At 51.7% G+C, this 23,728-nt stretch carries 22 protein-coding genes and 1 pseudogene; 10 read left to right on the forward strand and 13 right to left on the reverse strand.

Annotated elements, in window-relative coordinates:
• Positions 1-760: hydantoinase/carbamoylase family amidase (locus A7589_RS16135; protein WP_133174895.1), on the forward strand; the 760-nt coding region annotated here is incomplete at its 5' end.
• Between the two features lie 10 nt (positions 761-770).
• Positions 771-1,556 (forward strand): (S)-ureidoglycine aminohydrolase, encoded by a 786-nt coding sequence (gene allE / locus A7589_RS16140; protein WP_108188920.1) that lies wholly within the window; start codon positions 771-773, stop codon positions 1,554-1,556.
• A 128-nt stretch (positions 1,557-1,684) separates the two neighbouring features.
• Here the strand turns inward: allE and glxK are convergent, their stop codons facing one another.
• From glxK to allA, 9 genes and pseudogenes are all read right to left on the reverse strand, one after another.
• A complete protein-coding gene (glxK, locus tag A7589_RS16145; protein ID WP_000706365.1) occupies positions 1,685-2,830 on the reverse strand; it encodes a glycerate 3-kinase in 1,146 nt (381 codons plus the stop codon).
• 22 nt (positions 2,831-2,852) lie between these two features.
• Positions 2,853-4,154 (reverse strand): uracil/xanthine transporter, encoded by a 1,302-nt coding sequence (locus tag A7589_RS16150; RefSeq protein ID WP_010354963.1) that lies wholly within the window; start codon positions 4,152-4,154, stop codon positions 2,853-2,855.
• Between the two features lie 56 nt (positions 4,155-4,210).
• On the reverse strand, positions 4,211-5,572 hold the full coding sequence (gene allB, locus A7589_RS16155) for an allantoinase AllB (protein WP_000006875.1): 1,362 nt from the start codon (positions 5,570-5,572) through the stop codon (positions 4,211-4,213).
• 59 nt (positions 5,573-5,631) lie between these two features.
• Positions 5,632-7,085, reverse strand: a pseudogene (locus tag A7589_RS16160) (allantoin transporter).
• A 199-nt stretch (positions 7,086-7,284) separates the two neighbouring features.
• Positions 7,285-8,163: a 2-hydroxy-3-oxopropionate reductase gene (glxR, locus tag A7589_RS16165; protein ID WP_000765821.1), complete on the reverse strand. Its 879-nt coding sequence runs from the start codon at positions 8,161-8,163 to the stop codon at positions 7,285-7,287.
• A 99-nt stretch (positions 8,164-8,262) separates the two neighbouring features.
• Positions 8,263-9,039 (reverse strand): hydroxypyruvate isomerase, encoded by a 777-nt coding sequence (hyi, locus tag A7589_RS16170; protein ID WP_108188921.1) that lies wholly within the window; start codon positions 9,037-9,039, stop codon positions 8,263-8,265.
• 12 nt (positions 9,040-9,051) lie between these two features.
• A complete protein-coding gene (gene gcl, locus A7589_RS16175) occupies positions 9,052-10,833 on the reverse strand; it encodes a glyoxylate carboligase (RefSeq protein WP_010354961.1) in 1,782 nt (593 codons plus the stop codon).
• Between the two features lie 89 nt (positions 10,834-10,922).
• On the reverse strand, positions 10,923-11,738 hold the full coding sequence (allR, locus tag A7589_RS16180; RefSeq protein ID WP_000141275.1) for an HTH-type transcriptional repressor AllR: 816 nt from the start codon (positions 11,736-11,738) through the stop codon (positions 10,923-10,925).
• A gap of 77 nt (positions 11,739-11,815) precedes the next feature.
• A complete protein-coding gene (gene allA / locus A7589_RS16185) occupies positions 11,816-12,298 on the reverse strand; it encodes an ureidoglycolate lyase (protein ID WP_000776380.1) in 483 nt (160 codons plus the stop codon).
• A 229-nt stretch (positions 12,299-12,527) separates the two neighbouring features.
• Between allA and allS the strand changes: the two genes are divergently transcribed.
• The 3 genes from allS (at position 12,528) to dinQ (ending at position 15,112) form a co-directional block, all read left to right on the forward strand.
• A complete protein-coding gene (gene allS, locus A7589_RS16190) occupies positions 12,528-13,454 on the forward strand; it encodes an HTH-type transcriptional activator AllS (RefSeq protein ID WP_016159158.1) in 927 nt (308 codons plus the stop codon).
• Between the two features lie 68 nt (positions 13,455-13,522).
• A complete protein-coding gene (mnmH, locus tag A7589_RS16195; RefSeq protein WP_001158162.1) occupies positions 13,523-14,617 on the forward strand; it encodes a tRNA 2-selenouridine(34) synthase MnmH in 1,095 nt (364 codons plus the stop codon).
• 411 nt (positions 14,618-15,028) lie between these two features.
• Entirely contained in the window at positions 15,029-15,112 is an 84-nt protein-coding gene (gene dinQ / locus A7589_RS23595) for a damage-inducible type I toxin DinQ (RefSeq protein WP_349808740.1), read from the forward strand.
• 124 nt (positions 15,113-15,236) lie between these two features.
• On the opposite strand, the gene ybbP is transcribed toward dinQ, so the two are convergent.
• Together ybbP and ybbA are read right to left on the reverse strand one after the other, a co-directional pair.
• Complete coding sequence (ybbP, locus tag A7589_RS16205) at positions 15,237-17,651, reverse strand: putative ABC transporter permease subunit YbbP (protein WP_000561903.1); 2,415 nt, start codon at positions 17,649-17,651, stop codon at positions 15,237-15,239.
• On the reverse strand, positions 17,648-18,334 hold the full coding sequence (ybbA, locus tag A7589_RS16210; protein WP_108188922.1) for a putative ABC transporter ATP-binding protein YbbA: 687 nt from the start codon (positions 18,332-18,334) through the stop codon (positions 17,648-17,650). The genes ybbP and ybbA overlap by 4 nt, the downstream gene beginning before the upstream one ends.
• Here ybbA and tesA point away from each other — a divergent pair.
• From tesA to cnoX, 3 genes are read left to right on the forward strand one after another with little or no spacing between them, the layout of a single operon-like run.
• The gene (gene tesA, locus A7589_RS16215) at positions 18,305-18,928 is read left to right on the forward strand and encodes a multifunctional acyl-CoA thioesterase I/protease I/lysophospholipase L1 (RefSeq protein ID WP_001295836.1); all 624 of its coding nucleotides are present in this window, start codon (positions 18,305-18,307) and stop codon (positions 18,926-18,928) included. The two genes, ybbA and tesA, sit on opposite strands and share 30 nt — an antisense overlap.
• Positions 18,918-19,727, forward strand: coding sequence for an NADP(+)-dependent aldehyde reductase (gene ybbO / locus A7589_RS16220; protein WP_000148958.1), 810 nt, complete (start codon positions 18,918-18,920; stop codon positions 19,725-19,727). Before tesA ends, ybbO begins: the two co-directional genes overlap by 11 nt.
• A gap of 60 nt (positions 19,728-19,787) precedes the next feature.
• Positions 19,788-20,642 (forward strand): chaperedoxin, encoded by an 855-nt coding sequence (cnoX, locus tag A7589_RS16225; RefSeq protein WP_010357661.1) that lies wholly within the window; start codon positions 19,788-19,790, stop codon positions 20,640-20,642.
• 61 nt (positions 20,643-20,703) lie between these two features.
• Here cnoX and fetB read toward each other — a convergent pair whose 3' ends face one another.
• On the reverse strand, positions 20,704-21,483 hold the full coding sequence (fetB, locus tag A7589_RS16230) for an iron efflux ABC transporter permease subunit FetB (protein ID WP_001295323.1): 780 nt from the start codon (positions 21,481-21,483) through the stop codon (positions 20,704-20,706).
• Positions 21,470-22,147 (reverse strand): iron efflux ABC transporter ATP-binding subunit FetA, encoded by a 678-nt coding sequence (gene fetA, locus A7589_RS16235; RefSeq protein WP_001157543.1) that lies wholly within the window; start codon positions 22,145-22,147, stop codon positions 21,470-21,472. The genes fetB and fetA overlap by 14 nt, the downstream gene beginning before the upstream one ends.
• A 145-nt stretch (positions 22,148-22,292) precedes the next feature.
• On the opposite strand from fetA, the gene A7589_RS16240 reads away from it, so the two are divergent.
• Together A7589_RS16240 and A7589_RS16245 are read left to right on the forward strand one after the other, a co-directional pair.
• Positions 22,293-23,210, forward strand: a complete 918-nt coding sequence (locus A7589_RS16240) for an SPFH domain-containing protein (RefSeq protein WP_000904498.1) — start codon at positions 22,293-22,295, stop codon at positions 23,208-23,210.
• Positions 23,207-23,665, forward strand: a complete 459-nt coding sequence (locus tag A7589_RS16245) for an NfeD family protein (protein WP_000571574.1) — start codon at positions 23,207-23,209, stop codon at positions 23,663-23,665. The genes A7589_RS16240 and A7589_RS16245 overlap by 4 nt, the downstream gene beginning before the upstream one ends.
• The last annotated feature ends 63 nt before the right edge of the window (positions 23,666-23,728 follow it).

Here is a 23,728-nt window from a genome sequence, read left to right on the forward strand (position 1 = left end):
AAGTTGGCAGCATCACCTGAAAGCTTGCGGATTTACTCTGCCAAACGCCCCACTAACTCCGCGTCAGGATATTAATGCCTTTGTCGAACTGCATATCGAACAGGGCTGTGTACTGGAAAGTAATGGTCAGTCAATTGGCGTGGTTAATGCGATTGTCGGGCAGCGCCGCTATACGGTGACGCTGAACGGCGAATCAAACCATGCAGGCACCACGCCGATGGGTTATCGTCGTGATACGGTTTATGCGTTTAGCCGCATTTGCCATCAGTCGATCGAAAAAGCGAAAAAGATGGGCGACCCATTGGTGCTGACTTTTGGCAAGGTGGAGCCGCGCCCAAATACGGTTAACGTAGTGCCGGGTAAAACCACGTTCACCATTGATTGTCGCCATACTGACGCTGCCGTGCTGCGCGATTTCACCCAACAGTTAGAAAACGACATGCGGGCGATTTGCGATGAAATGGACATTGGTATTGATATCGATTTATGGATGGACGAAGAACCGGTGCCGATGAACAAAGAGCTGGTCGCCACCCTGACGGAACTGTGTGAAACAGAAAAACTGAACTATCGGGTGATGCACAGTGGTGCCGGGCACGACGCGCAAATTTTCGCGCCTCGCGTACCAACCTGCATGATTTTTATCCCCAGCATTAACGGAATCAGCCATAACCCGGCGGAACGCACCAATATTAACGACCTTGCCGAAGGGGTCAAAACGTTGGCACTCATGCTTTATCAACTTGCCTGGCAGAAATAAGGAGTTATAAATGGGATATTTAAATAACGTCACCGGTTACCGCGATGATTTACTGGCTAACCGCGCGATTGTGAAACACGGTAATTTCGCGCTGTTAACGCCAGACGGCCTGGTAAAAAATATTATTCCGGGATTTGAGAATTGTGACGCGACAATCCTGTCCACGCCAAAGCTGGGCGCTACGTTTGTCGATTATCTGGTGACGCTGCATCAAAATGGCGGTAATCAGCAGGGATTCGGCGGTGAAGGAATTGAAACGTTCCTGTATGTCATTTCTGGAAATATCACTGCCGAAGCCGAAGGAAAAACATTTGCCTTAAGCGAAGGGGGTTATCTTTATTGCCCACCAGGCTCCTTAATGACGTTTGTTAATGCCCAGACCGAAGACAGCCAAATCTTCTTGTATAAGCGCCGCTATGTTCCGGTAGAAGGTCATGCGTCGTGGCTGATTTCTGGCAATGCCAGCGAACTGGAACGCATTCACTATGAGGGTATGGATGATGTGATCTTGCTGGATTTTCTGCCCAAAGAGTTAGGTTTTGATATGAATATGCATATCCTCTCTTTTGCGCCAGGTGCCAGCCACGGTTATATCGAAACCCACGTTCAGGAGCACGGTGCCTATATTCTTTCCGGTCAGGGCGTTTATAACCTTGATAATAACTGGATACCGGTGAAAAAAGGCGATTACATCTTTATGGGCGCATATTCTTTACAGGCCGGTTATGGCGTAGGGCGTGGTGAAGCGTTCAGTTATATTTACTCGAAAGATTGCAACCGCGACGTTGAGATTTAAGTAATACCGCTCGCCTGATTATTTTTAGCTATGTTGGATTTTGCCACGGTTTATACCGTGGCTTTTTTTGCGATAAATTCAGGTAAAAAAAGATGCGAAATAAATCGCATCCGCTTTAAAGGTAAGAATCAGAGTTTAATTCCCTGACCTATTTTAATGGCGCAGGCAATATTACGCGCGCAGTTGAAGAGATTGGCTTCACCACTGGCGAGCACTTCGGCTAAAGGCGCCAGACGCGGCAGAATGCTGAATACCGCGTCGATACCGTACTGGTGCACCACTTCCACGCCATCGCCCAATACGCCAGCAATCCCAATTACCGGGACATTTAATTTCTTCGCCACCGACGCCACGCCCAGCGGCGCTTTACCGCCTGCCGTTTGTGAATCAATGCGCCCTTCCCCGGTGATCACCAGTGCCGCTCCCTGCACCGCCTGCTCCAGGTTGACCGCCCGCAGTACAATCTCAATACCCGGTTTAATATCCGCATTGAGGAACACCGCCGCCGCAATACCCATACCGCCCGCTGCGCCGCCGCCTGCCATCTGACAGACATTGATTTCCGTTTGCTGCTGCAAAACACGGGCGAAATTTTGCAGCCCCTGCTCCAGCTCTTCGACCATTTCCGGCGTTGCCCCTTTTTGCGGACCAAACACCGCCGCCGCTCCGCGTGCCCCTACCAGCGGGTTATCGACATCGCACGCCACTTCAATATGGCAGCTCGCCAGACGCGGATCGCATTCCTCCATCTCAATGCTTGCCACTCGCGCTAAATTGCCACCGTTTGCCGCCAGCGCCTGACCGTCGGCATCAATGAAACGCACACCGAGCGCCTGCGCCATGCCCATACCGCCGTCCACCGTCGCGCTGCCACCAATGCCGAGAATAATATGGCGAATGCCGTTATCAAGCGCATGGCGAATCAGCTCGCCGGTGCCATAACTTGACGCCAGCAACGGATTACGCTGTTCGGGCGCGACCAGCATCAGGCCACTTGCCGCCGCCATCTCAATCACCGCCGTTTTCCCGTCGCCGGTAAGACCATAAAAAGCATTCACTTTTTCGCCCATCGGCCCACAGACTTCAAGCGTCACGATGTTGCCGCCCGTCGCGGCGACCATCGCATCCACCGTACCTTCGCCGCCATCCGCTATCGGCAAACAGATATATTGCGCATCGGGAAAGAGGGTCGAAAACCCGGCTTTAATTGCCTGACAACATTTTTCTGCACTTAAGCTCTCTTTAAACGAGTCTGGCGCAATGACAATTTTCATTATCAATCCTTTTTTCAACAAATTATTTGATGCGTTCCCACGGAATAAGATTATCCATAAGAACAGCCAGTAAAATTCCGACCAGTAAGCCGTTACTGAGCAGAGGACGAAGCGTTAATGGAAGGTCTTGCAGATACACAGGCGGTAATGCCATTAAAAATATGCCAACAAATAACGGCAATGCGAGTCGATAAATATTGCGCGCGGTGAAAGTAATTTGCTGGCTAAACACCAGCGCCGAAAAGAGTAAAGGTAGATAAGAAACCAGCATGACCGCGCTACTTACCGGTAAAGGGATACTACAAAACAGTCGCGTGAGCGCCGGAATCAGCGCCACCAGCAGGCAAATAACGCTGCCATAAATAAACGAGCGCCGCGTGTAATCGCCGGTCTGGGTTAATAAACCAATGGATGAAACAAACGGTGAAAATGGAATTACCGCCAGCGGCACGGTTATCAGCGTCATAAATCCGGTCGCCACAAAGCTGCGCCGATAACGCGTATTTCCAGCGCCCTGTTGCGGATAAAAAACATCCGTACCGCGAATCGCACCGTAGGTATTACTGATATTCACAAGCCCGGTAATCACCGCCGTCAGAATAATCCCCGGCGACAAAGCACCGCCACTGCCGAGCGGAAACCACTGCCAGTGCAATTTCCCGGAAAGCGAGTGCGAGGATGGAAAGCAAAAGTACCACAACAACCAGCCGGTTATTGTACCGACCAGCAGGCCATAACGGGCAAAACGTTGCGGCAGGAAGATAATCATCGCCAGCACCAGGCACATCACCGCCACCGCAAGCGCGAATGGCGCAAGCTGAATTTTAAAATTCGGGTCGGCAATGCCAAATGGCAGCCCAAGCATCCCCTTAAAAAAGATACTGGTCAGCTGTGCGCCCAGCATCAGCATAAACAGCACCATCACCGACGGCGTAAATAACCGTGCCAGGCGATGACCTAATCCGCTAAAACCAATCAACATCGTCAGCACGCCGGAGAGTGCAATCCCCACCGCCAGACTGGTAGCGATATCGTTGATCGGTGTCCCGCGCGATGCTTCGCCAAGGGTGATAGTAAGGATGGTTCCCCACCACAGGCCGCCCGGCCCTTCCATAATAGCGCGACGATGACCGCAGAACGCCTGGGCGAAGCAGGCCAGCGCAGTAGCAAGAAAAGCATATTGGGTGAGCGTAAGCAGACTACTTTGCGGCAACTGAAAAGCCGAAAGCAGCGTAGGAGGAACCACAACCGTGTTGCAAAAAATAAAGAAAAACCACTGAAATCCTGATAACAGGCTTTCGCGGCTGACTGCAAAATTGAACATAAACACACCTTAACCGGAGAATGCCCGCCGCGAAGGCGGGCATTGCTGGGGCCAGATTACTGCTGATGTTTAAGGATAAATTGACCTTTCGGCGCAACAGGGAAGCCCTGTTCAATGTCGTAAATCACATCACCACGTAAGATGGTTTTCGTGATACGCGCGCCAATAGTACGGCCAACATACGGGCTGACTTTGTGGCGATATTCCAAATCGTCATTGGTAAGAACATAGCTGCTATTCGGCTGAATGAAGACGAAGTCGGCATCTTTTCCTGGGGCAATACGACCTTTTTGCTGCAGACCGAAAATATCTGCTGCATTAGTCGCCATTAATTTGCCAAACATTGCCAGAGACATACCGCGTTTCTGTACCGCTTCATCGAACATAACGTCCATGCAGCTTTGCAGACCGGCGATACCGCCCCATGCTTTCATGATGTTGCCAGCTTTCATTTCCGGCGGGCATGGAGAGTGGTCGGAAACCAGGCAGTCGATTTCACCGTTAAACAGTTTTTCCCACATGCCTTTCTGGTTTTCCAGATCGCGGATCGGCGGTGAACACTTCGCCAGGGTGCCAATTTCTTCGAACTGATCGGTATCCAGAACAAAGTAGTGCGGACAGGATTCACAGGTAACATCCTGACCTTCCTGACGAGCACGAGTCACTTCTTCAACACCTTCCGGGCTGCTGATGTGGCAAACGTGCAGACGACAACCGGCAACTTTCGCCAGGTACAATACGCGGCGAATCGCTTCCACTTCGGTAAATACCGGACGAGAAGCCACATAGTCATGTGCGGTTACGCGACCTTCACGTTTCGCTTCTTCGCCCAGCTCATCACAGATCAGGGCGTTTTCGCAGTGCACCAGCACCGGCTGCCCCATTTCGCCCAGCTTCTGCGCGCCTTTGAAGAACTGCCAGTCGTTTACGTCACGAAAGTCGTTGTCGATACCACGATCGCCACAGGTCGCAACGAAGCATTTGAAGCCGACAACGCCCACTTCATCCAGCTCGTGCAGACGGTCGATGTTGTAAGACACCAGGCCACCCAGTTGTGCCGCATCGACAGTCAACTTACCTTTAGCGGCGTCGAACTTCAGTTCAATCGATGCGCGGTCAACGGTTGCTGGCAACTGGTTGAGCGGCATTTCGATCATGGTGGTGATACCGCCTTTTGCCGCTGCGCGAGTGCCGGTTTCATAACCTTCCCAGTGGCTACGACCCGGTTCAGAAATATGGCTGTGCGCATCGACCATACCCGGAGAAACGACCAGACCAGACGCATCCATAACTTCTTTTGCATCGCCCAGATCCTGACCGATAGCGGCAATTTTTCCGCCTTTAACGGCAATATCTACAACACGAGCTTCGTTTTCTAAAATGACGGTGCCGTTTTTAATAATTAAATCAAAAGACATAACAAACTCCTTGTAAAATACAGATTGTTTTTTAACTCAATGTTCAATATCGGGATTAATTAACCTGTGACTTTTTGCTCTCCTGTTTTTTCTACTGCTGTGCGTTTCTTTAATAAGGCGTAGGCCGCAAAGGCGACGATAACGCCAACAAACCATGAAACACGCGATAACGGTTCCATGACCGGAATAAATTTACCGCCGAGAGATAAAATAACCGCCACCAGAGTTACTGAGAATGCAGTGAGGTTAAAACCGTTATCGTAATATTTAAAATCACCTGCTGCGGTGTACAGCTCATCGAGATTGATTTGCCCGCGCATGACCACAAAATAATGCGCCATCATCACGCCAATTACTGGACCCAGCATCCCACCGATAATATCGAGGAACAGATAAATACTGTCCTGATTCTCCATTAATTTCCACGGGCAGATCAGCAGGCTGATAATACTGGCAATCAGTACGCCGTTTTTATAGGTCAGTTTCGTCGGTGCAATAGCGGCAATCTGATAACCGGCCGGAATAATATTACCGGTGGCGTTCGTGGAAATGGTCGTCATCAGAATAACCAGTACCGCAAAGAACGAGGCAAACAGGCTGTCCCAACGCTGAACAATATCCAGCACGTTCCAGGTATCCGCGCCGTAATGAATACTGGCTCCGGCAATAATACTCACCCCAGCGACCGCAAACAGGATATAAGCAACCACTAAACCCAGCGTTTGCCCCAGCGCCTGCTCACGAAACGAGTGGGCGTTTTGCGTAAAGTCGGATGCGCTAACTGCTGGTGCCGCCCATACCGCAACCACCGCGTTAATCACCACCAGGAACAGGAAGCCACTATTTTCTGCTTTCTGAATACCGCTCGGGATGTAGTCGAGGATTGGACCAATCCCTACCAGCGAAATCGCCCAAATCGCCATGCCGCCGAAAACGATATAGATGCACGGGTTAAGAATAGCGGTGAATTTATTTAATACTTTGCCGCCACCGAAGCCGATACCGACGTTCACCAGCCAGAAGAGCAAGAAGGTAATCAAGCCGGGCAGCGAAAGCCCTAACAGAGTGAAATCACCACCGAGAGTTAAAAATCCCGGCCAGATTTTGCCAATCAGAATCAAAAACGCCAGCGATCCGGCATAACACTGCAAACCAAACCACATAATGGCAGCAATCCCGCCTCTTAATAGTCCGGGAAACAGTGCGCCACGCACACCATACGAAGCTCGCAGGATCATGGCAAAAGGTACGCCGTATTTACTGCCCGCAGCACCGTTTAATACCATTACCGCAGCAATAAAAAAGGCGCTAAGGATAATTGCCAGCATAATACTAAAGGTAGACAAGCCGAGAATAAAAAAGCGCCGACCATTACATAATTGGGAACGTTATGAACCGAACCCATCCATAAGGTAAAGTAGTTAAATGTTTTCCAGGTACGTTGATTTTGCATTTTCGGTAATAAATCTTCGCTATATCCGCGTTGCTGGAATAGTTTTCTCTGATGTTCCATAAATCCCTCTTAATTTCACGTATCGAATAACGCTGTTTTAATCTAGCTATGAGGAACTAATAAAATAAAAAATAGTTTTTTTAATACTGAAGCAACGTCGTTGGCTGCTTTCTTTTTTTACTGCTGGCCGAATCAATTATTTGATATCGGCCATTTTTATTGCAGGCATCGAGGCTTCATCGGCAACGATGCCTTTTTATCAGGCGAGTTTATGATTCGCCATTAACTCCAGCGCCTGCACTAACGCAGAGTGATCCAACTGGCTGCCGCCGTTTGCCGCACAGGTATTAAATAACTCCTGGCAGGTTGCGGTGTTTGGCAGATTCAGCGCCAGTGCTTTCGCACTTTGCAGCGCCAGGTTGAGATCTTTCTGGTGCAGAGCAATTTTGAAGCCCGGATTAAAGGTACGTTTAATCATGCGCTCACCGTGAACTTCCAGAATGCGCGAGGAAGCAAAGCCGCCCATCAGCGCCTGGCGCACACGCACCGGATCGGCACCGGCTTTTGAAGCAAACAGCAGAGCTTCAGAAACCGCTTCAATATTGAGCGCCACGATAATCTGGTTTGCTACTTTACAGGTCTGACCGTCGCCGTTACCGCCCACGAGGGTGATATTTTTACCGAGCAGTTCAAACAGCGGTTTAACACGTTCAAATACCGCTTCGTCACCGCCAACCATAATTGACAATGTCCCTTCACGGGCGCCGATTTCGCCGCCGGAGACTGGCGCGTCGAGATAATCGCCGCCCAGTTCATTCACCTGACGGGCGAAACGTTTAGTTTCAATCGGTGAAATGGAACTCATATCAACAATGGTTTTGCCCTTCAGCGAGGCTTTGGTACAACCATTTTCACCAAACAGCACTTCTTCAACGTGCGGCGTATCCGGCACCATAATAAAAATGATGTCTGACGCTTCTGTTACCTTGCGCGCAGTTTCAACACCGACGGCACCGAGAGACAGTAATTCGTCAGCCACCGGACCGATGGTTGTGACATGCAGTTGATGACCGGCACGCGCCAGATTAATGGCCATCGGAGTACCCATAATGCCTAAGCCAATAAATCCCAGTTTCATAATTAACCTCTTTTAAATATCGGTATTCCTGAATGCAGACAACACGATCCCCTGCCGACGTAGCGGCCTAAAAAAGCATTGTCTGAACAGCGTTACGTTTTAACGGTACGGTTTCATCCAGCCTAAACCGGCTTCCGTGGTGGTTTGGGGTTTATATTCACAGCCAACCCAACCGTTGTAGTCAGAATTTTCAATTATCTTAAAGAGATAATCATAATTAATTTCTCCGGTTCCCGGTTCGCCACGATGTGGATTATCGGCGATTTGCAGATGTCCAATTTTATCGGCCCATTGGATCATGGTGTTGGTTAATTCACCTTCCATCCGCTGCATGTGATAAATGTCATACTGAATTTTCAAATTGCAGCAGCCTACATCGTCAATCAGTTTCAACGCCTGCTGAGTTCCGGTGAGATGGAAACCAGGAATATCAAAATGGTTGATAGGCTCAATCAGTAATAAAATATCTTCTTTCATCAACATATTCGCGGCATAACGCAGGTTTTCCACAAGCGTTGCGTGAATCTGTTCACTGCTGAAACCCGCCGGAGTTTTACCGACCAGACAGTTGATTTTTTTATTACTCAGCGCACGAGCATAACGAATCGCCGCTGCTACGCCATCACGAAACTCTTCTTCACGGCCAGGAATACAGGCAATACCCCGCTCGCCCGCCGCCCAGTCACCCGCAGGTAAATTATGCAGCGTATGCTCGAGTTTATTACTCGCCAGCACCTGTTTTAATTCTTCAATGTCGTAGTCATAAGGAAACATAAATTCAACGCCGCGAAAACCACACTGCGCGGCTTTCTCAAAACGGGCGAGAAAATCATATTCGCCAAATAACATCGATAAATTAGCAGAGAAACGTAACATTATTTATCTCCCTTATTCATAGTGCATGAAGCAGGTTTCAGTCGGCGCGTCCACTGCGTTATCGGCGATATCTTCAAATTCCATGACGTTATCCAGTTCGCTACCCATAGAAATATTGGTTACTCGCTCCAGCATAATTTCTACCACCACCGGGACACGGTACTGATTCATTAAGACTTTCGCTTGTTCAAAGGCCGGAGCAATATCTTCCGGTTTGAAAACGCGAATCGCTTTACAGCCTAAACCTTCCGCCACTTTCACGTGGTCAACGCCGTAACCGTTCACATCACTGGAGTTAATATTTTCAAACGCGAGCTGTACGCAGTAATCCATATCAAATGCGCGCTGCGACTGACGAATCAGGCCGAGATAGGCGTTATTGACCAGCACATGGATGTACGGAATGTTGAACTGGGCGCCAACGGCTAATTCTTCAATCAGGAACTGGAAGTCGAAGTCACCGGAAATCGCCACCACATTACGCTCTGGATCAGCAGCACACACACCCAGCGCCGCCGGAATGGTCCAGCCCAGCGGGCCTGCCTGACCACAGTTGATCCAGTGACGGTCTTTAAAGACATGCAGCATTTGCGCCGCAGCAATTTGTGACAGGCCGATGGTAGTGACATAGCAAACATCGCGACCAAAGGCTTTGTTCATCTCTTCATACACGCGCTGCGGTTTCACCGGCACGTTGTCGAAGTGAGTTTTACGCAGCAAAGTACGTTTGCGTTGCTGGCAGTCGGCGACCCACTCTTTACGGCACGGCAGACGACCGGCTTTTTGCATCTCCTGCGCCACTTCAACCAGCAGCGTCAGTGCCGCTTTGGCGTCGGAGACAATACCCAGATCCGGGCACAGTACGCGGCCAATTTGCGTCGGCTCAATATCGATATGAACGATTTTGCGCCCTTCGGTGTATTTCTCTACCGAACCGGTATGACGGTTGGCAAAACGGTTACCGATACCAAACACCATGTCGGACGCCAGCAACGTTGCGTTGCCGTAACGATGCGCGGTTTGCAGACCCACCATCCCGGCCATCAGTTCATGATCGTCCGGGATACAGCCCCAGCCCATCAGCGTTGGGATCACCGGAACGCTGGTCAGTTCGGCAAACTGTTGTAACAGCGCGGCAGCATCGGCGTTGATAACCCCGCCCCCGGCAACAATCACCGGACGTTCGGCCTGAATTAACATTTCTACAGCTTTTTCGATCTGCATACGGCTGGCAGCAGGTTTGTAGACCGGCAGCGGTTCGTACATGTCAGGATCAAACTCGATTTCCGCAACCTGTACGTCGAACGGTAAATCCACCAGTACCGGCCCCGGACGACCAGAACGCATCAGGTGAAATGCCTGTTGCAGCACACGAGGCACCAGCGCCGCTTCACGTACTGTAACCGCCATTTTACTGACCGGTTTAGCAATTGCTTCAATATCAACGGCCTGGAAATCTTCTTTATGCAGACGGGCGCGCGGAGCCTGACCGGTAATGCACAAAATAGGAATGGAATCAGCAGAAGCGGAATAGAGCGCAGTGATCATGTCAGTGCCTGCTGGTCCCGAGGTTCCCAGACATACGCCGATATTCCCTGCCGTTGCGCGGGTGTAGCCTTCCGCCATGTGCGACGCACCTTCCACGTGACGCGCCAGAATGTGACGAATACCGCCGTGCTTACGCATCGCTGAGTAGAAAGGATTGATTGCTGCTCCCGGAACGCCGAAGGCGGTGGTGATACCTTCTTTCTCCAGCACATACATTGCCGCGTCAACGGCTCTCATTTTTGCCATTTTATTCCTACCTCTATTAATTGGAAAAATTTTCCAACTTTCAAATTTTGTCAAAAAAACCCGCTCCGCAGAGCGGGATGCGACAGACACTATGGATGTGCTTTCAGTCCCAACGCCGTGCTGATATCGCGGGCGGTGTCTCTTACCAGCTCACCCTGACTGACAAAACGATCTTCTGTCAGTCTTGATGAAGGCCCGGAGATGGAGATAGCAGCAACAACACTACCCACATCATCATAAATTGCTGAAGCTATGCAATTCAGGCCAACAACATGCTCTTCTTTATCTACGGTATAGCCCAGTTCACGCGCTTGTTCCAGATCCTTCAGCAAGGTGGGCATATCCACAAGCGTAGTTGGCGTAAACTGCTGCAAACCGGTTTGCAGGATGATGCTCATCAGCTCCTCTTCCGCCAGCGGATAAAGCAGCGCCTTGCCTGCGCCGGAAGCATGTAACGGCAGACGACTGCCCAGCGGCGCACACATCCTGACCATCGATTTACACTCTAACTGACCAATTAATACCGCTTCATTGCCGTTACGAATCGCGACATTGACCGTCTCGCCGGAAAGCAACATCAGGCGGCGCATAAACGGTCCGGCGACGGAGAGGACATCGCGGTTATGGATGTACGCCGCTCCGACGTTAAAGACACCTAATCCTATATGCCACCAGCCTAACTGACTGTCCTGGTAGACAAAATCTGCAGCCTGTAAAACCTTCAGCAGGCGAAAGGTCGTGGAGAGCGGCAAATCCAGATTGAGAGAAATATCGCTAACCGACGAACTTCCCCCACTTTTTTCCAGATATTGCAGAATCGCAATTCCCCGCTCTAACGCCTGTGCGCCCTTCTGTGCCACAGGCTCCGCCTGTCCTGGCCTGCCGCGCCGTCTAACTTCCGTCATACCTACGTTAACTCCGACCTACAAGTGAGCATAAACAATGAACAATTCGTTTATCTTATGCAAGTCGGTTTCAGCCGTCACGCAAAACAGAGTTCCTGTTCAGGAATACTTTCAACATCACAGTTGTCGCTGCCGCCGCGATCGATGGTCAGAAAATCAGTGACTCGCTGCCAGGCGAAAAGCGGGTGATGCCAGACATTACGATGGTAATTCACGCCCTGCTCACCGTTGGTGATAAACGCCCGCAGCGTTGACAGATCTGGAGTTTCATCGCCTAACGCCACGACCACCACAAACGCTTCGCCTTTCATCGGGATAAACGCCTGAGAGCCCAGCGGATGACGCTCAAGTTCATGAATGGTCAGCGGCAGATTCGCCGGTTGCGCGCGGTTAATGCTGATAAGCGTACGGTCTTGCTCAAGAATCTCAACCAGCGCCAAATCGTGATAACGCTCCACCAGTCCATTGTTAATATGGAAAAAATCCCGTTGCTGCGTTTCGATTACGTCGCCATAAGCACTGAAGGCTTCCTGACTTAACGGTAATACCTGAAGTTTCATCTTTTTGTCCTTGTAACATAATTCCGTTCAACCAGCGCCGACCGGTCAGCTTGGTTTCAATAACAGGCAATCTAAAACCTTAAGAGAACAACATCAACACAAAAGTTGGAATATTTTTCCAAAACTAGATTTAGCCCACAAATCACGCAGGGTTATCATGTAAAAATACAGGTAAATCAAAGGACAGAAAATCACGCAACTCGCTGATTTAAAAAGGGGATACCTGAAGATGTTCGATCCAGAAACCTTGCGTACTTTCATTGCGGTTGCTGAAACAGGAAGTTTTTCAAAAGCGGCAGAACGATTATGTAAAACCACGGCGACCATCAGTTATCGCATTAAACTTCTGGAAGAAAATACCGGGGTGGCGCTGTTTTTCCGTACCACTCGCAGCGTGACATTGACAGCGGCTGGCGAGCATCTGCTTTGTCAGGCCAGAGACTGGCTGAGCTGGCTGGAAAGTATGCCCAGCGAGCTGCAACAGGTGAATGATGGCGTAGAACGCCAGGTAAACATCGTCATCAACAACCTGCTCTACAACTCCCAGGCCGTCGCCCAACTGCTGGCGTGGCTGAACGAACGTTACCCCTTTACCCAGTTTCACATCTCCAGACAAATCTATATGGGCGTCTGGGACTCACTATTGTACGAAGGTTTTTCACTGGCTATCGGTGTCACGGGAACCGAGGCACTGGCAAATACTTTTAGCCTTGATCCTTTAGGTTCGGTGCAATGGCGCTTTGTCATGGCGGCAGATCATCCGCTGGCGAACGTTGAAGAGCCGCTCACAGAAGCGCAGTTACGGCGCTTTCCGGCGGTCAATATTGAAGACAGCGCCCGCACCTTAACCAAGCGAGTCGCCTGGCGATTGCCGGGGCAAAAAGAGATTCTCGTTCCTGACATGGAGACGAAAATCGCTGCCCATCTGGCGGGCGTTGGTATCGGTTTTTTGCCAAAATCACTTTGCCAGTCAATGATCGATAATCAACAACTGGTCAGCCGGGTCATCCCAACGATGCGCCCTCCTTCGCCATTGAGTCTGGCATGGCGCAAATTTGGTAGCGGCAAAGCGGTAGAAGATATTGTGACCTTGTTTACCCAGCGCAGACCAGAAATCAGCGGATTTTTAGAAATTTTCGGCAACTCACACAGTTAAAAATCAAGTTTCCTCGCGCGTTGGCGCGTAAAATAGCGCGCAAGCTGATTTGAGGTTCACTTTTAACTATGCAAGAGAGATACACGGAACAGGACTATCGTGCCCTGCTGATTGCTGATACGCCCATTATTGATGTTCGCGCCCCCATCGAGTTTGAGCAAGGCGCAATGCCCGCCGCTATCAACCTGCCGTTAATGAATAACGATGAACGCGCCGCCGTTGGCACCTGCTATAAACAGCAAGGGTCAGACGCGGCGCTGTCGCTGGGGCATAAACTGGTGGCGGGTGAAATTCGTCAGCAGCGCATGGATGCCTGGCGGGCTGCGTGCCTGCAAAATCCGCAAGGTATTCTCTGCTGCGCCCGTGGCGGTCAACGTTCACATATTGTGCAACGCTGGTTGCATGAAGCGGGAATTGATTATCCGCTGGTGGAAGGCGGTTATAAGGCACTGCGCCAGGCCGCGATTCAGGCGACCATTGAACTGTCACAAAAACCGATAGTACTGATTGGCGGTTGTACCGGCAGTGGTAAAACGCTGTTAGTGCAGCAACAGCCGAACGGTGTCGATTTGGAAGGGCTGGCGCGTCATCGCGGCTCTGCTTTTGGTCGCACATTACAGCCGCAACTTAGCCAGGCGAGTTTTGAAAACCTACTGGCTGCCGAAATGCTAAAAACCGACGCCCGTCAGGATCTGCGCCTGTGGGTGCTGGAAGATGAAAGCCGGATGATCGGTTCGAATCACCTGCCGGAATGTCTGCGCGAGCGAATGACCCAGGCGGCGATTGCGGTGGTAGAAGATCCGTTTGAGATCCGTCTTGAACGTCTGAACGAAGAATATTTCTTGCGTATGCATCATGATTTTACCCACGCGTACGGCGACGAACAGGGCTGGCAAGAGTATTGCGAATACCTGCATCACGGACTTTCGGGGATTAAGCGTCGGCTGGGGCTACAACGATATAACGAACTGGCTGCCCGACTGGATACGGCGCTGGCAACGCAACTCGCAACCGGCAGCACCGACGGTCATATGGCCTGGCTGGTGCCGTTACTTGAAGAGTATTACGACCCGATGTATCGCTATCAGCTTGAGAAGAAAGCGGAAAAGGTTGTCTTTCGCGGTGAGTGGGCTGAAGTGATGGAGTGGGTTAAGGCGCGGTAATGTGGGATATTCTGAAACGGTGATTGTCGTGAGAACAGAATGATTGCAACAGAATACAGGTATAAAAAAACCGACATGACAGTCGGTTTTTTTATTTTTCCGCCCAAGAGTTGGTGGTTCTGGGCAGAGATGAAACAGTCCTCATCTAGCAAGTGAATTATAAGTCAGGATACCTACATATTCAAACAGCTATGTCGGCGATACAATCCCGACGCTAGTAATGATACTGCCTCAAGGGATTACCGCAGTACGGAAAAGTACTTTTAAGTCCTGGTCAGGATACAGGTGGTGCTGATTCTGGTGCTCTGATTTGGAGAGAGGCAGTCCTCATCTAGCACATGAAGGAAAATCATAGTTACAGGCAACGTAAGGGTAAGCTGTGATTGTCTTTCTCCCTTAAGGGAGCAACGGATGAAAACTTTTCTCGATAAAGTTCTCATCGTTCTTAAGGCGCTGATCGCGCTGCTGGAACTGATCCGCCAGTTTATTGAATAACTGAGGAAACGTAGCTAAGGCCGAAGGTTTACCACCTTCGGCCTTTAACAAAACCGGCATGACAGTCGGTTTCAGATTGTTGCCAAAGGGCGCACTATTCATGCCGGATGCGCTACGCCTGTCATCACCCCGCAAACTGCCTGAACAGCGCCTTACCCTCAACCAGTCGCGCGCCCAGCCAGCCGCCGAAAAGCGACAGCAGCAGCGCACCGCAGCACGGCAGAACAATCCACAATCGCCAGTCTGGCTTCCACGGGAAATCAAACACTTTCGCCTGCAACACTGCCAGCGCCGTTTCCGCACCAATTGCGGCCACCAGGCCAGAAACAAACCCAAGCATGGCGAACTCACACCACAACGTGGTGCGCAGCAGTTTTTTGCCCGCACCGAGAGTGCGCCACACCACCAGCTCCTGATGACGCTGACGCATTCCCACCTGCACCTGTGCCAGCAACAGCAACATACCGCAGGCGGTGACCAGCACCACCATCACTTCCAGCGCCCGACTTACCTGCTCCAGCACCTGACCGACCTGTTTTAAAATCGCGCCAATGTCTAACAGGCTAATGGTCGGGAACTTGCGGTTGAGTTGCGTCAACATGCCGTTGTCGTTCTCCCAGCGGAAACTGGTTAGCCAGCTCTGCGGCTGCCCGTCTAATGCCCCTTCCGGGAAAATAAAATAGAAATTAGGCCGCAGACTTTCCCAGTCCACTTTGCGCAGGCTACTCACTTTAGCGCGGAACTCCTGGGTATCGCCCATAAAGGTGACGGTATCGCCAAGGGTAACGTTTAAGCGTTTCGCCAGCCCCTCTTCCATCGACACTTCATCGGCTTTTGGCGGCCAGTTACCGGCGACAATCGGATTATGATCGGGCCGCGTATTTTGCCAGGTAAGATTCAGTTCGCGGTTAAGCGCCTCATCTTCATTGCCTTCTGTCGGCTTATCGTTAATCGCCGTCAACCGCGCCCGCACCACCGGATAAAACGATTCCGGGACTATCTGATGTTCCGCAAGGAACGCTTTTAGCGGTGTAACCTGTTCTGTTGCGATGTTGATTAAAAAGTAGTTCGGGCTTTCTGGCGGTAACTGCTGTTGCCAGCGGTCGAGCAAATCGCCACGCAACACCAGCAGCAGTGCCAGCAGCATAAAGGAGAGCGAAAAGGCCGAAAGCTGGCTTAACGTCGCCCACGGCTGGCGTAACAGGCGGCTGACCGCCAGACGCAAAGGTAGCGATTTCAGCGTCAGGCGGCGAAGTACATTAAGCAACATCCAGCCCAGCACACCGCACAGCAATGCCAGTACTACCGCGCCCGCCAGCACCGCCCAGAGCAGCATACTGCCGCCCATCAGTTCGGCGAGCAGCAGCACAACCACCACACTGACAATCGGCAGATAAAACTTCAGCGGCCAGACGTTCGCTACCACATCATTACGTAATACGCGTAAAGGCTGCGTTGCCAGCAACAGGCGGTACGGTCGTAGCCCCACCAGCAGCGAGATGACCGTCATGGTGCCGAGCGCCCACAGCCACGGCCAGAGGCTGGCTGGCGGTAATGCAGCAGGCAGAACCGGCTTGAGCAGTACCATCAACACGTTTTCGAACAACAGGCCTATCGCGCCACCGGTAACGGCTGAAAGCACCAGCACCATTAACCACTGGCCGACAATCAGCTTACGCAGTTGCGCTCGCCCTGCCCCCAGCGTTTTGAGGATCGCCACCAGGTCGTAGCGACTGCGACAGTAATGATTCATCGCCACCGCCACCGCCGCCACCGCCAGCAGCAAGGTCAGCAGCGCCGAAAGCAGCAGGAACTGTTGCGAGCGTTCCATCGAACGCCCCAGCGCACCTTCGTCCTGTTCCAGACCGTACCAGCGTTGTTCGGGTTTAAGCTGAGGTAACAGCCATTTCTCATAGCCATCGAGCTGGTTCTCGTTGCCGCCGAATTTATAGCTCCAGGTGACCCGACTCCCCGGCTGCACAGCTCCGGTTTTATCGACATCCGCCAGATTCATCATCAGACGCGGAGCCATCTGGAAGGGGTTAAAACCGGAATCCGGTTCCTGAATCACTTCTCCGGCAATCCGCAAGGTGGCATCGCCCACGTCAATGGTGTCGCCCGTTTTCAGGTTAAGCAGTGCCATCAGGCGTGGGGCCAGCAATACGCTGCCCGCCTGCGGTTTCAGGCCAGGGGGATTAGTTTGCAGATCGCCATACATCGGGTAGATATCATCCACCGCTTTGACGTTCGCCAGCTGCGGTGTATCGCCTGCAAATGTCATGGTGGCGAAAGTCAGCTGCTTGCCGACTTTCAGGCCGCGCTTTTGCGCTTCCTCCAGCCACGCTTGCGGCACTTCGCGTGAACTGCGCAACGCCCGATCGCCCGCCATAAACTCCCGGCTTTGCTGGCTTAAGCCCTTCTCCATACGATCGCTGATATTGCCCAGCGCCAGCACGCAGGCCACCGCCAGGCTTAGCGCCAGCCAGACAATTAATAGCGACGGCGAGCGCCATTCGCGCCAGAACCAACGTGCAATCATGCTTCCTCCTGCAACTGCCCGTTCACCAGCCGTAAGCAGCGGTCGCAGCGTGCCGCCAGTTGCAGGTCGTGGGTCACCATAATCAACGTGGTGCCATGTTCACGGTTGAGGGAAAACAGCAGGTCGGCAATTTTATCGCCCGTCTGGCGGTCAAGGCTGCCGGTGGGTTCGTCGGCAAACAGCACATCAGGTCGACCGTTAAAGGCTCGTGCCAGCGCCACTCGTTGCTGTTCACCGCCGGAAAGCTGTGCCGGAAGATGATCAAGACGTTTACCCAGCCCTAACTGTTCGAGCAACGCTTTCGCTCCGTTACGACTTTCCACGCTACTCTCACCGCGCAGCAGCGCCGGAAGTTCGACGTTTTCCAGCGCATTAAGAGTAGGGATTAACATAAATGACTGAAAAACAAAACCGACGTGCTTCGCGCGTAACTTTGCCCGCGCTTCTTCGTCCATATTATGTAGCGGTTGTCCCACCAGATTCACTTCGCCACTGCTGCCGTCATCCAGCCCGGCGAGGATCGCCAGCAAGGTTGACTTACCCGATCCCGACTCGCCCACCAGTGCGATGGTCTCGCCACGTTTGACAACCAGCTCAACTCCGGTGAGGATGGAGAGTTCATGCTCCCCCTGACCGACGGACTTCTTAAGATGATGAACTTCAACAATGTTTTCCGCTGGCATTTGCCCTTCCTGTTCCTGGTTCTGTTAACCTTCCGTGCCGCCGCAGCGGACACGTTATTGATTCTGGGTGATAGCCTGAGCGCCGGGTATCGAATGTCTGCCAGCGCGGCCTGGCCTGCCTTGTTGAATGATAAGTGGCAGAGTAAAACGTCGGTAGTCAATGCCAGCATCAGCGGCGACACCTCGCAACAAGGGCTGGCGCGCCTTCCGGCTCTGCTGAAGCAGCATCAGCCGCGCTGGGTGCTGGTTGAACTGGGCGGCAATGACGGTTTGCGTGGTTTTCAGCCGCAGCAAACGGAGCAGACGCTGCGCCAGATTTTGCAGGATGTCAAAGCCGCCAACGCTGAACCATTGTTAATGCAAATACGTCTGCCTGCAAACTATGGTCGCCGTTATAATGAAGCCTTTAGCGCCATTTACCCCAAACTCGCGAAAGAGTTTGATGTTCCGCTGCTGCCTTTTTTTATGGAAGAGGTCTACCTCAAGCCACAATGGATGCAGGATGACGGTATTCATCCCAACCGCGACGCCCAGCCGTTTATTGCCGACTGGATGGCAAAGCAGTTGCAGCCTTTAGTAAATCATGACTCATAAAGCAACGGAGATCCTGACAGGTAAAGTTATGCAAAAATCGGTCTTAATTACCGGATGTTCCAGTGGAATTGGCCTGGAAAGCGCGCTCGAATTAAAACGCCAGGGTTTTCATGTGCTGGCAGGTTGCCGGAAGCCGGATGATGTTGAGCGCATGAACAGCATGGGATTCACCGGCGTGTTGATCGATTTGGATTCGCCAGAAAGTGTTGATCGCGCTGCCGACGAAGTGATCGCCCTGACCGATAATTGTCTGTATGGGATCTTTAACAATGCCGGATTCGGCATGTATGGCCCCCTTTCCACCATCAGCCGTGCGCAGATGGAACAGCAGTTTTCCGCCAACTTTTTCGGCGCGCATCAGCTCACCATGCGCCTGTTACCCGCTATGTTGCCGCACGGTGAAGGGCGTATTGTGATGACCTCATCGGTGATGGGATTAATCTCCACACCGGGTCGCGGCGCTTATGCGGCCAGTAAATATGCGCTGGAGGCGTGGTCAGACGCGCTGCGCATGGAGCTGCGCCACAGCGGAATTAAAGTCAGCCTGATTGAGCCGGGGCCCATTCGTACTCGCTTTACCGACAACGTCAACCAGACGCAAAGTGATAAACCGGTCGAAAACCCCGGCATTGCTGCCCGCTTTACGTTGGGACCGGAAGCGGTGGTCGCCAAAGTACGCCATGCTTTTATTAGCGAGAAGCCGAAGATGCGCTATCCGGTAACGCTGGTGACCTGGGCAGTAATGGTGCTTAAGCGCCTGCTGCCGGGGCGCGTGATGGACAAAATATTGCAGGGGTGAGTTGAAGCGCGCGCTTAAGCCCCCATGTCAAAGAAAATATCGACAACAGAGAGCGACTCCATGTCCGTAGAAAATATTGTCAACATTAACGAATCTAACCTGCAACAGGTTCTTGAACAGTCGATGACCACTCCGGTACTGTTCTATTTTTGGTCTGAACGTAGCCAGCACTGTTTGCAGTTAACCCCGATCCTAGAAAGCCTCGCGGCGCAGTACAACGGGCAATTTATTCTGGCGAAGCTGGACTGCGACGTGGAGCAGATGATTGCCGCCCAGTTTGGTTTGCGCGCGATTCCGACCGTTTATCTGTTCCAGAACGGGCAACCGGTAGACGGCTTCCAGGGGCCGCAACCGGAAGAGGCGATCCGCGCCCTGCTGGATAAAGTGCTGCCGCGCGAAGAAGAGCTGAAAGCGCAGCAGGCGATGCAGCTGATGCAGGAAGGCAATTACACCGACGCCCTGCCATTGCTGAAAGACGCCTGGCAGTTGTCGAATCAGAACGGGGAGATCGGCCTGCTGCTGGCAGAAACGCTGATTGCGCTGAACCGTTCTGAAGATGCAGAAGCGGTGCTGAAAACCATTCCGTTGCAGGATCAGGACACCCGCTACCAGGGGCTGGTGGCGCAAATCGAACTGCTGAAGCAGGCGGCTGATACGCCGGAAATTCAACAGTTGCAACAGCAGGTGGCGGAGAATCCAGAAGATGCCGCACTGGCGACGCAACTGGCTCTGCAACTGCACCAGGTTGGGCGCAATGAAGAGGCGTTGGAGTTACTGTTTGGGCATCTGCGTAAAGATCTCACCGCCGCAGACGGTCAGACACGTAAAACGTTCCAGGAGATCCTCGCTGCGCTGGGTACGGGTGATGCGCTGGCGTCGAAGTATCGCCGCCAGCTGTATGCATTGTTGTATTGATATTCGTTGATCGGCACATGAACCACAACGCCGGATGCGATGCTGCGCATCCGGCATCGCATCATTTCTTCTTCAATTGCGTCACCACCAACTGGTGGCGCGAATTGTAAAACTTACGATAGGTTAAATAGCAGGCAATAATGGTCGACAAGCTGGCGGTTGAGAGCAACATAAACGTCACCATAATCTGATATTTAATCGCCTTCACCGGATCAATCCCGGCAAATATCAGCCCGGACATCATTCCTGGTAAACTCACTAAGCCAACCGTTTTTGCTGAATCGACCGTCGGAATTAAAGCCGCGCGAATACTGTCGCGAATCAATATCGCTGAAGCCTGTTTCGGCGTCGCGCCAAGGCTCAGTTTCTCCTGAATCTGTTGCTGTTCGCTAATGACCCGTTGCCCTAAATTGTTGTAACACAACCCCACCGCTACCATGGCGTTACCGGCTATCATCCCGGCGATAGGGATCACCTGCATCGGGATAAACTCAATCGACCCTGAGAGAATCAGCACCGCCAGCGTAATTCCCGCCCCCACCGTAATGGCAATAAACGACGAGATAAAGGCTTTAGCAATATATTTACTGCGTTTTTGCGCGTTCCACGCCGCATTAAAGCAGATAAATAACACCATCAATAATGTCAGGCTGGCATCATCCACGCTGAAAATATACTTCAGCACATAGCCGACAATAATCAGCTGAATTATCGCGCGCCCGACGCTCCAGAGAATATCTTTCTCCAGCGCCAGTTTTTCTTTATGGCTAATTAAGATTGCCACCACCACCAGCATTAATGCCAGTGCTAATGATTCGTTAGTAATATTATGCGAGTTCATAGCGTGCTTCCTGCATTTCTCCGGCATGCGGTTGCAGTGTAATCACTTTATCCGCATGATTAATTTCGTCTTTATCGTGTGTCACCCACAGCACGGCAATATTTTGCTCGCGCACATAACGGTGGATCATCTCATTAACGTTATGTTTATTACTTTCATCCAGTGCACTGGTTATTTCATCCAGCAATAAAACCTTCGGCATAAATTGCAGGTTACGAATCAATGAGATGCGTTGTTTTTCACCACCAGATAGCTCGGCAATATTCTTCGTCAAAATGCTGTCCGGCAAAGCGAAGCGTTCGAGAAAATCGAGAAAAATGGCCGGGTCAGGCTGCTGGTTACGGATCTGCCAGGGAAAAATCAGGTTATCGTAGACCGTATCACCAAACAGCGTCGGCGTCTGGGCGCAGTAAGAGACTTGCTGGCGGTAGATTTCTGGCTTCAGTGTGCTGACATCCTCACCTTCAAACAGTAATGCTCCGCTGGTTGGGCTGATTAATGAAGCAACAATTTTCAGCAGCGTACTTTTGCCACAACCGGAAGGACCGGTAATTAACTTAAATTCGCCAGCACGCAGCGAAAAACTGATGTTATTAAGAATCTTCGCATCACCCGCCAGATATCCTACGTTTTGTAGCTGAAGCAAAGGACTATTTTCCTGCATCGCTGTTCCCTTTATCTCATTTTTAATAAAAACAGTTTATCCTCCACAAGAATAAGGGGGAACTCCCTTTCAGTAATCAGGTATAATTTGTTTAATCAAGCAGCAACTTTGCTCATTATGGACGGTACAACAGGAGGTTTTTCCGATGCTTATCTTTATCCCGATTCTCATTTTTGTCGCGCTGGTGATTGTCGGCGCAGGCGTCAAAATCGTGCCGCAGGGCTATCAGTGGACGGTAGAACGTTTTGGTCGCTATACCAAAACGCTACAACCGGGGCTAAGTCTGGTGGTGCCGTTTATGGATCGCATTGGTCGCAAGATCAATATGATGGAGCAAGTGCTCGATATCCCTTCCCAGGAAGTTATCTCGAAAGATAACGCCAACGTGACCATCGACGCAGTCTGTTTTATTCAGGTGATTGATGCCCCGCGCGCCGCTTATGAAGTCAGCAATCTGGAGCTGGCAATCATCAACCTGACCATGACCAACATCCGTACCGTGCTTGGCTCAATGGAACTGGACGAAATGCTCTCCCAGCGCGACAGCATTAACTCGCGCCTGCTGCATATTGTCGATGAAGCCACCAACCCGTGGGGGATTAAAGTCACCCGTATTGAAATTCGCGACGTGCGCCCGCCGGCAGAGCTTATCTCTTCGATGAACGCGCAGATGAAAGCGGAACGTACCAAACGCGCTTACATCCTTGAGGCGGAAGGGATCCGTCAGGCGGAAATCCTCAAAGCCGAAGGTGAAAAACAGTCGCAAATCCTGAAAGCGGAAGGCGAACGTCAGTCGGCATTTTTACAGGCTGAAGCGCGTGAACGTTCCGCTGAAGCGGAAGCTCGCGCGACCCAAATGGTGTCTGAAGCCATCGCCTCCGGTGATATTCAGGCGGTGAACTATTTCGTGGCGCAGAAATACACCGAAGCGTTGCAACAGATCGGTTCGTCCAGTAACAGCAAAGTGGTGATGATGCCATTAGACGCCAGCAGCCTGATGGGGTCGATTGCCGGGATTGCCGAACTGGTGAAAGACAGCGCCAACGAGCGAAATAAATCATGATCGAGCTGCTGGTAGTACACCCGCATATTTTCTGGCTGAGTCTCGGCGGTTTATTGCTGGCTGCCGAGATGCTGGGCGGAAACGGTTATCTGTTGTGGAGCGGTGTCGCGGCAGTGATTACTGGCCTGGTGGTCTGGCTGCTGCCGCTGGGGTGGGAATGGCAAGGGGTGATGTTTGCTGTCCTGACGCTGCTCGCTGCCTGGCTATGGTGGAAATGGTTGTCGCGGCGGGTACGCGAACAAAAGCACAGCGACAGCCATTTAAACCAGCGTGGCCAGCAGTTGATTGGCAGACGATTTGTGCTGGAATCACCGTTAGTCAACGGACGCGGTCATATGCGCGTCGGCGACAGTTCATGGCCGGTCAGCGCCAGCGAAGATCTCGGCGCAGGTACGCATGTTGAGGTGATTGCGATTGAAGGGATAACGCTGGTCATCCGTGCGGTCATCGCCTGATGCGACGCTGACGCGTCTTATCATGCCTGGAAGTCTGTGCCTGATTGTAGGCCGATGTGATGG

The sequence above is a fragment of the Escherichia sp. MOD1-EC6475 genome (assembly GCF_003046645.1).
GTDB lineage: Bacteria > Pseudomonadota > Gammaproteobacteria > Enterobacterales > Enterobacteriaceae > Escherichia > Escherichia ruysiae.

What these genes read in the sequence shown, in the direction of transcription:
- allE (WP_108188920.1), top strand. Translation starts at nt 771, where the DNA reads ATGGGATATTTAAATAACGTCACCGGTTACCGCGATGATTTACTGGCT.
- glxK (WP_000706365.1), bottom strand. Translation starts at nt 2,830, where the DNA reads ATGAAAATTGTCATTGCGCCAGACTCGTTTAAAGAGAGCTTAAGTGCA.
- A7589_RS16150 (WP_010354963.1), bottom strand. Translation starts at nt 4,154, where the DNA reads ATGTTCAATTTTGCAGTCAGCCGCGAAAGCCTGTTATCAGGATTTCAG.
- allB (WP_000006875.1), bottom strand. Translation starts at nt 5,572, where the DNA reads ATGTCTTTTGATTTAATTATTAAAAACGGCACCGTCATTTTAGAAAAC.
- glxR (WP_000765821.1), bottom strand. Translation starts at nt 8,163, where the DNA reads ATGAAACTGGGATTTATTGGCTTAGGCATTATGGGTACTCCGATGGCC.
- hyi (WP_108188921.1), bottom strand. Translation starts at nt 9,039, where the DNA reads ATGTTACGTTTCTCTGCTAATTTATCGATGTTATTTGGCGAATATGAT.
- gcl (WP_010354961.1), bottom strand. Translation starts at nt 10,833, where the DNA reads ATGGCAAAAATGAGAGCCGTTGACGCGGCAATGTATGTGCTGGAGAAA.
- allR (WP_000141275.1), bottom strand. Translation starts at nt 11,738, where the DNA reads ATGACGGAAGTTAGACGGCGCGGCAGGCCAGGACAGGCGGAGCCTGTG.
- allA (WP_000776380.1), bottom strand. Translation starts at nt 12,298, where the DNA reads ATGAAACTTCAGGTATTACCGTTAAGTCAGGAAGCCTTCAGTGCTTAT.
- allS (WP_016159158.1), top strand. Translation starts at nt 12,528, where the DNA reads ATGTTCGATCCAGAAACCTTGCGTACTTTCATTGCGGTTGCTGAAACA.
- mnmH (WP_001158162.1), top strand. Translation starts at nt 13,523, where the DNA reads ATGCAAGAGAGATACACGGAACAGGACTATCGTGCCCTGCTGATTGCT.
- dinQ (WP_349808740.1), top strand. Translation starts at nt 15,029, where the DNA reads ATGAAAACTTTTCTCGATAAAGTTCTCATCGTTCTTAAGGCGCTGATC.
- ybbP (WP_000561903.1), bottom strand. Translation starts at nt 17,651, where the DNA reads ATGATTGCACGTTGGTTCTGGCGCGAATGGCGCTCGCCGTCGCTATTA.
- tesA (WP_001295836.1), top strand. Translation starts at nt 18,305, where the DNA reads ATGAACTTCAACAATGTTTTCCGCTGGCATTTGCCCTTCCTGTTCCTG.
- ybbA (WP_108188922.1), bottom strand. Translation starts at nt 18,334, where the DNA reads ATGCCAGCGGAAAACATTGTTGAAGTTCATCATCTTAAGAAGTCCGTC.
- ybbO (WP_000148958.1), top strand. Translation starts at nt 18,918, where the DNA reads ATGACTCATAAAGCAACGGAGATCCTGACAGGTAAAGTTATGCAAAAA.
- cnoX (WP_010357661.1), top strand. Translation starts at nt 19,788, where the DNA reads ATGTCCGTAGAAAATATTGTCAACATTAACGAATCTAACCTGCAACAG.
- fetB (WP_001295323.1), bottom strand. Translation starts at nt 21,483, where the DNA reads ATGAACTCGCATAATATTACTAACGAATCATTAGCACTGGCATTAATG.
- fetA (WP_001157543.1), bottom strand. Translation starts at nt 22,147, where the DNA reads ATGCAGGAAAATAGTCCTTTGCTTCAGCTACAAAACGTAGGATATCTG.
- A7589_RS16240 (WP_000904498.1), top strand. Translation starts at nt 22,293, where the DNA reads ATGCTTATCTTTATCCCGATTCTCATTTTTGTCGCGCTGGTGATTGTC.
- A7589_RS16245 (WP_000571574.1), top strand. Translation starts at nt 23,207, where the DNA reads ATGATCGAGCTGCTGGTAGTACACCCGCATATTTTCTGGCTGAGTCTC.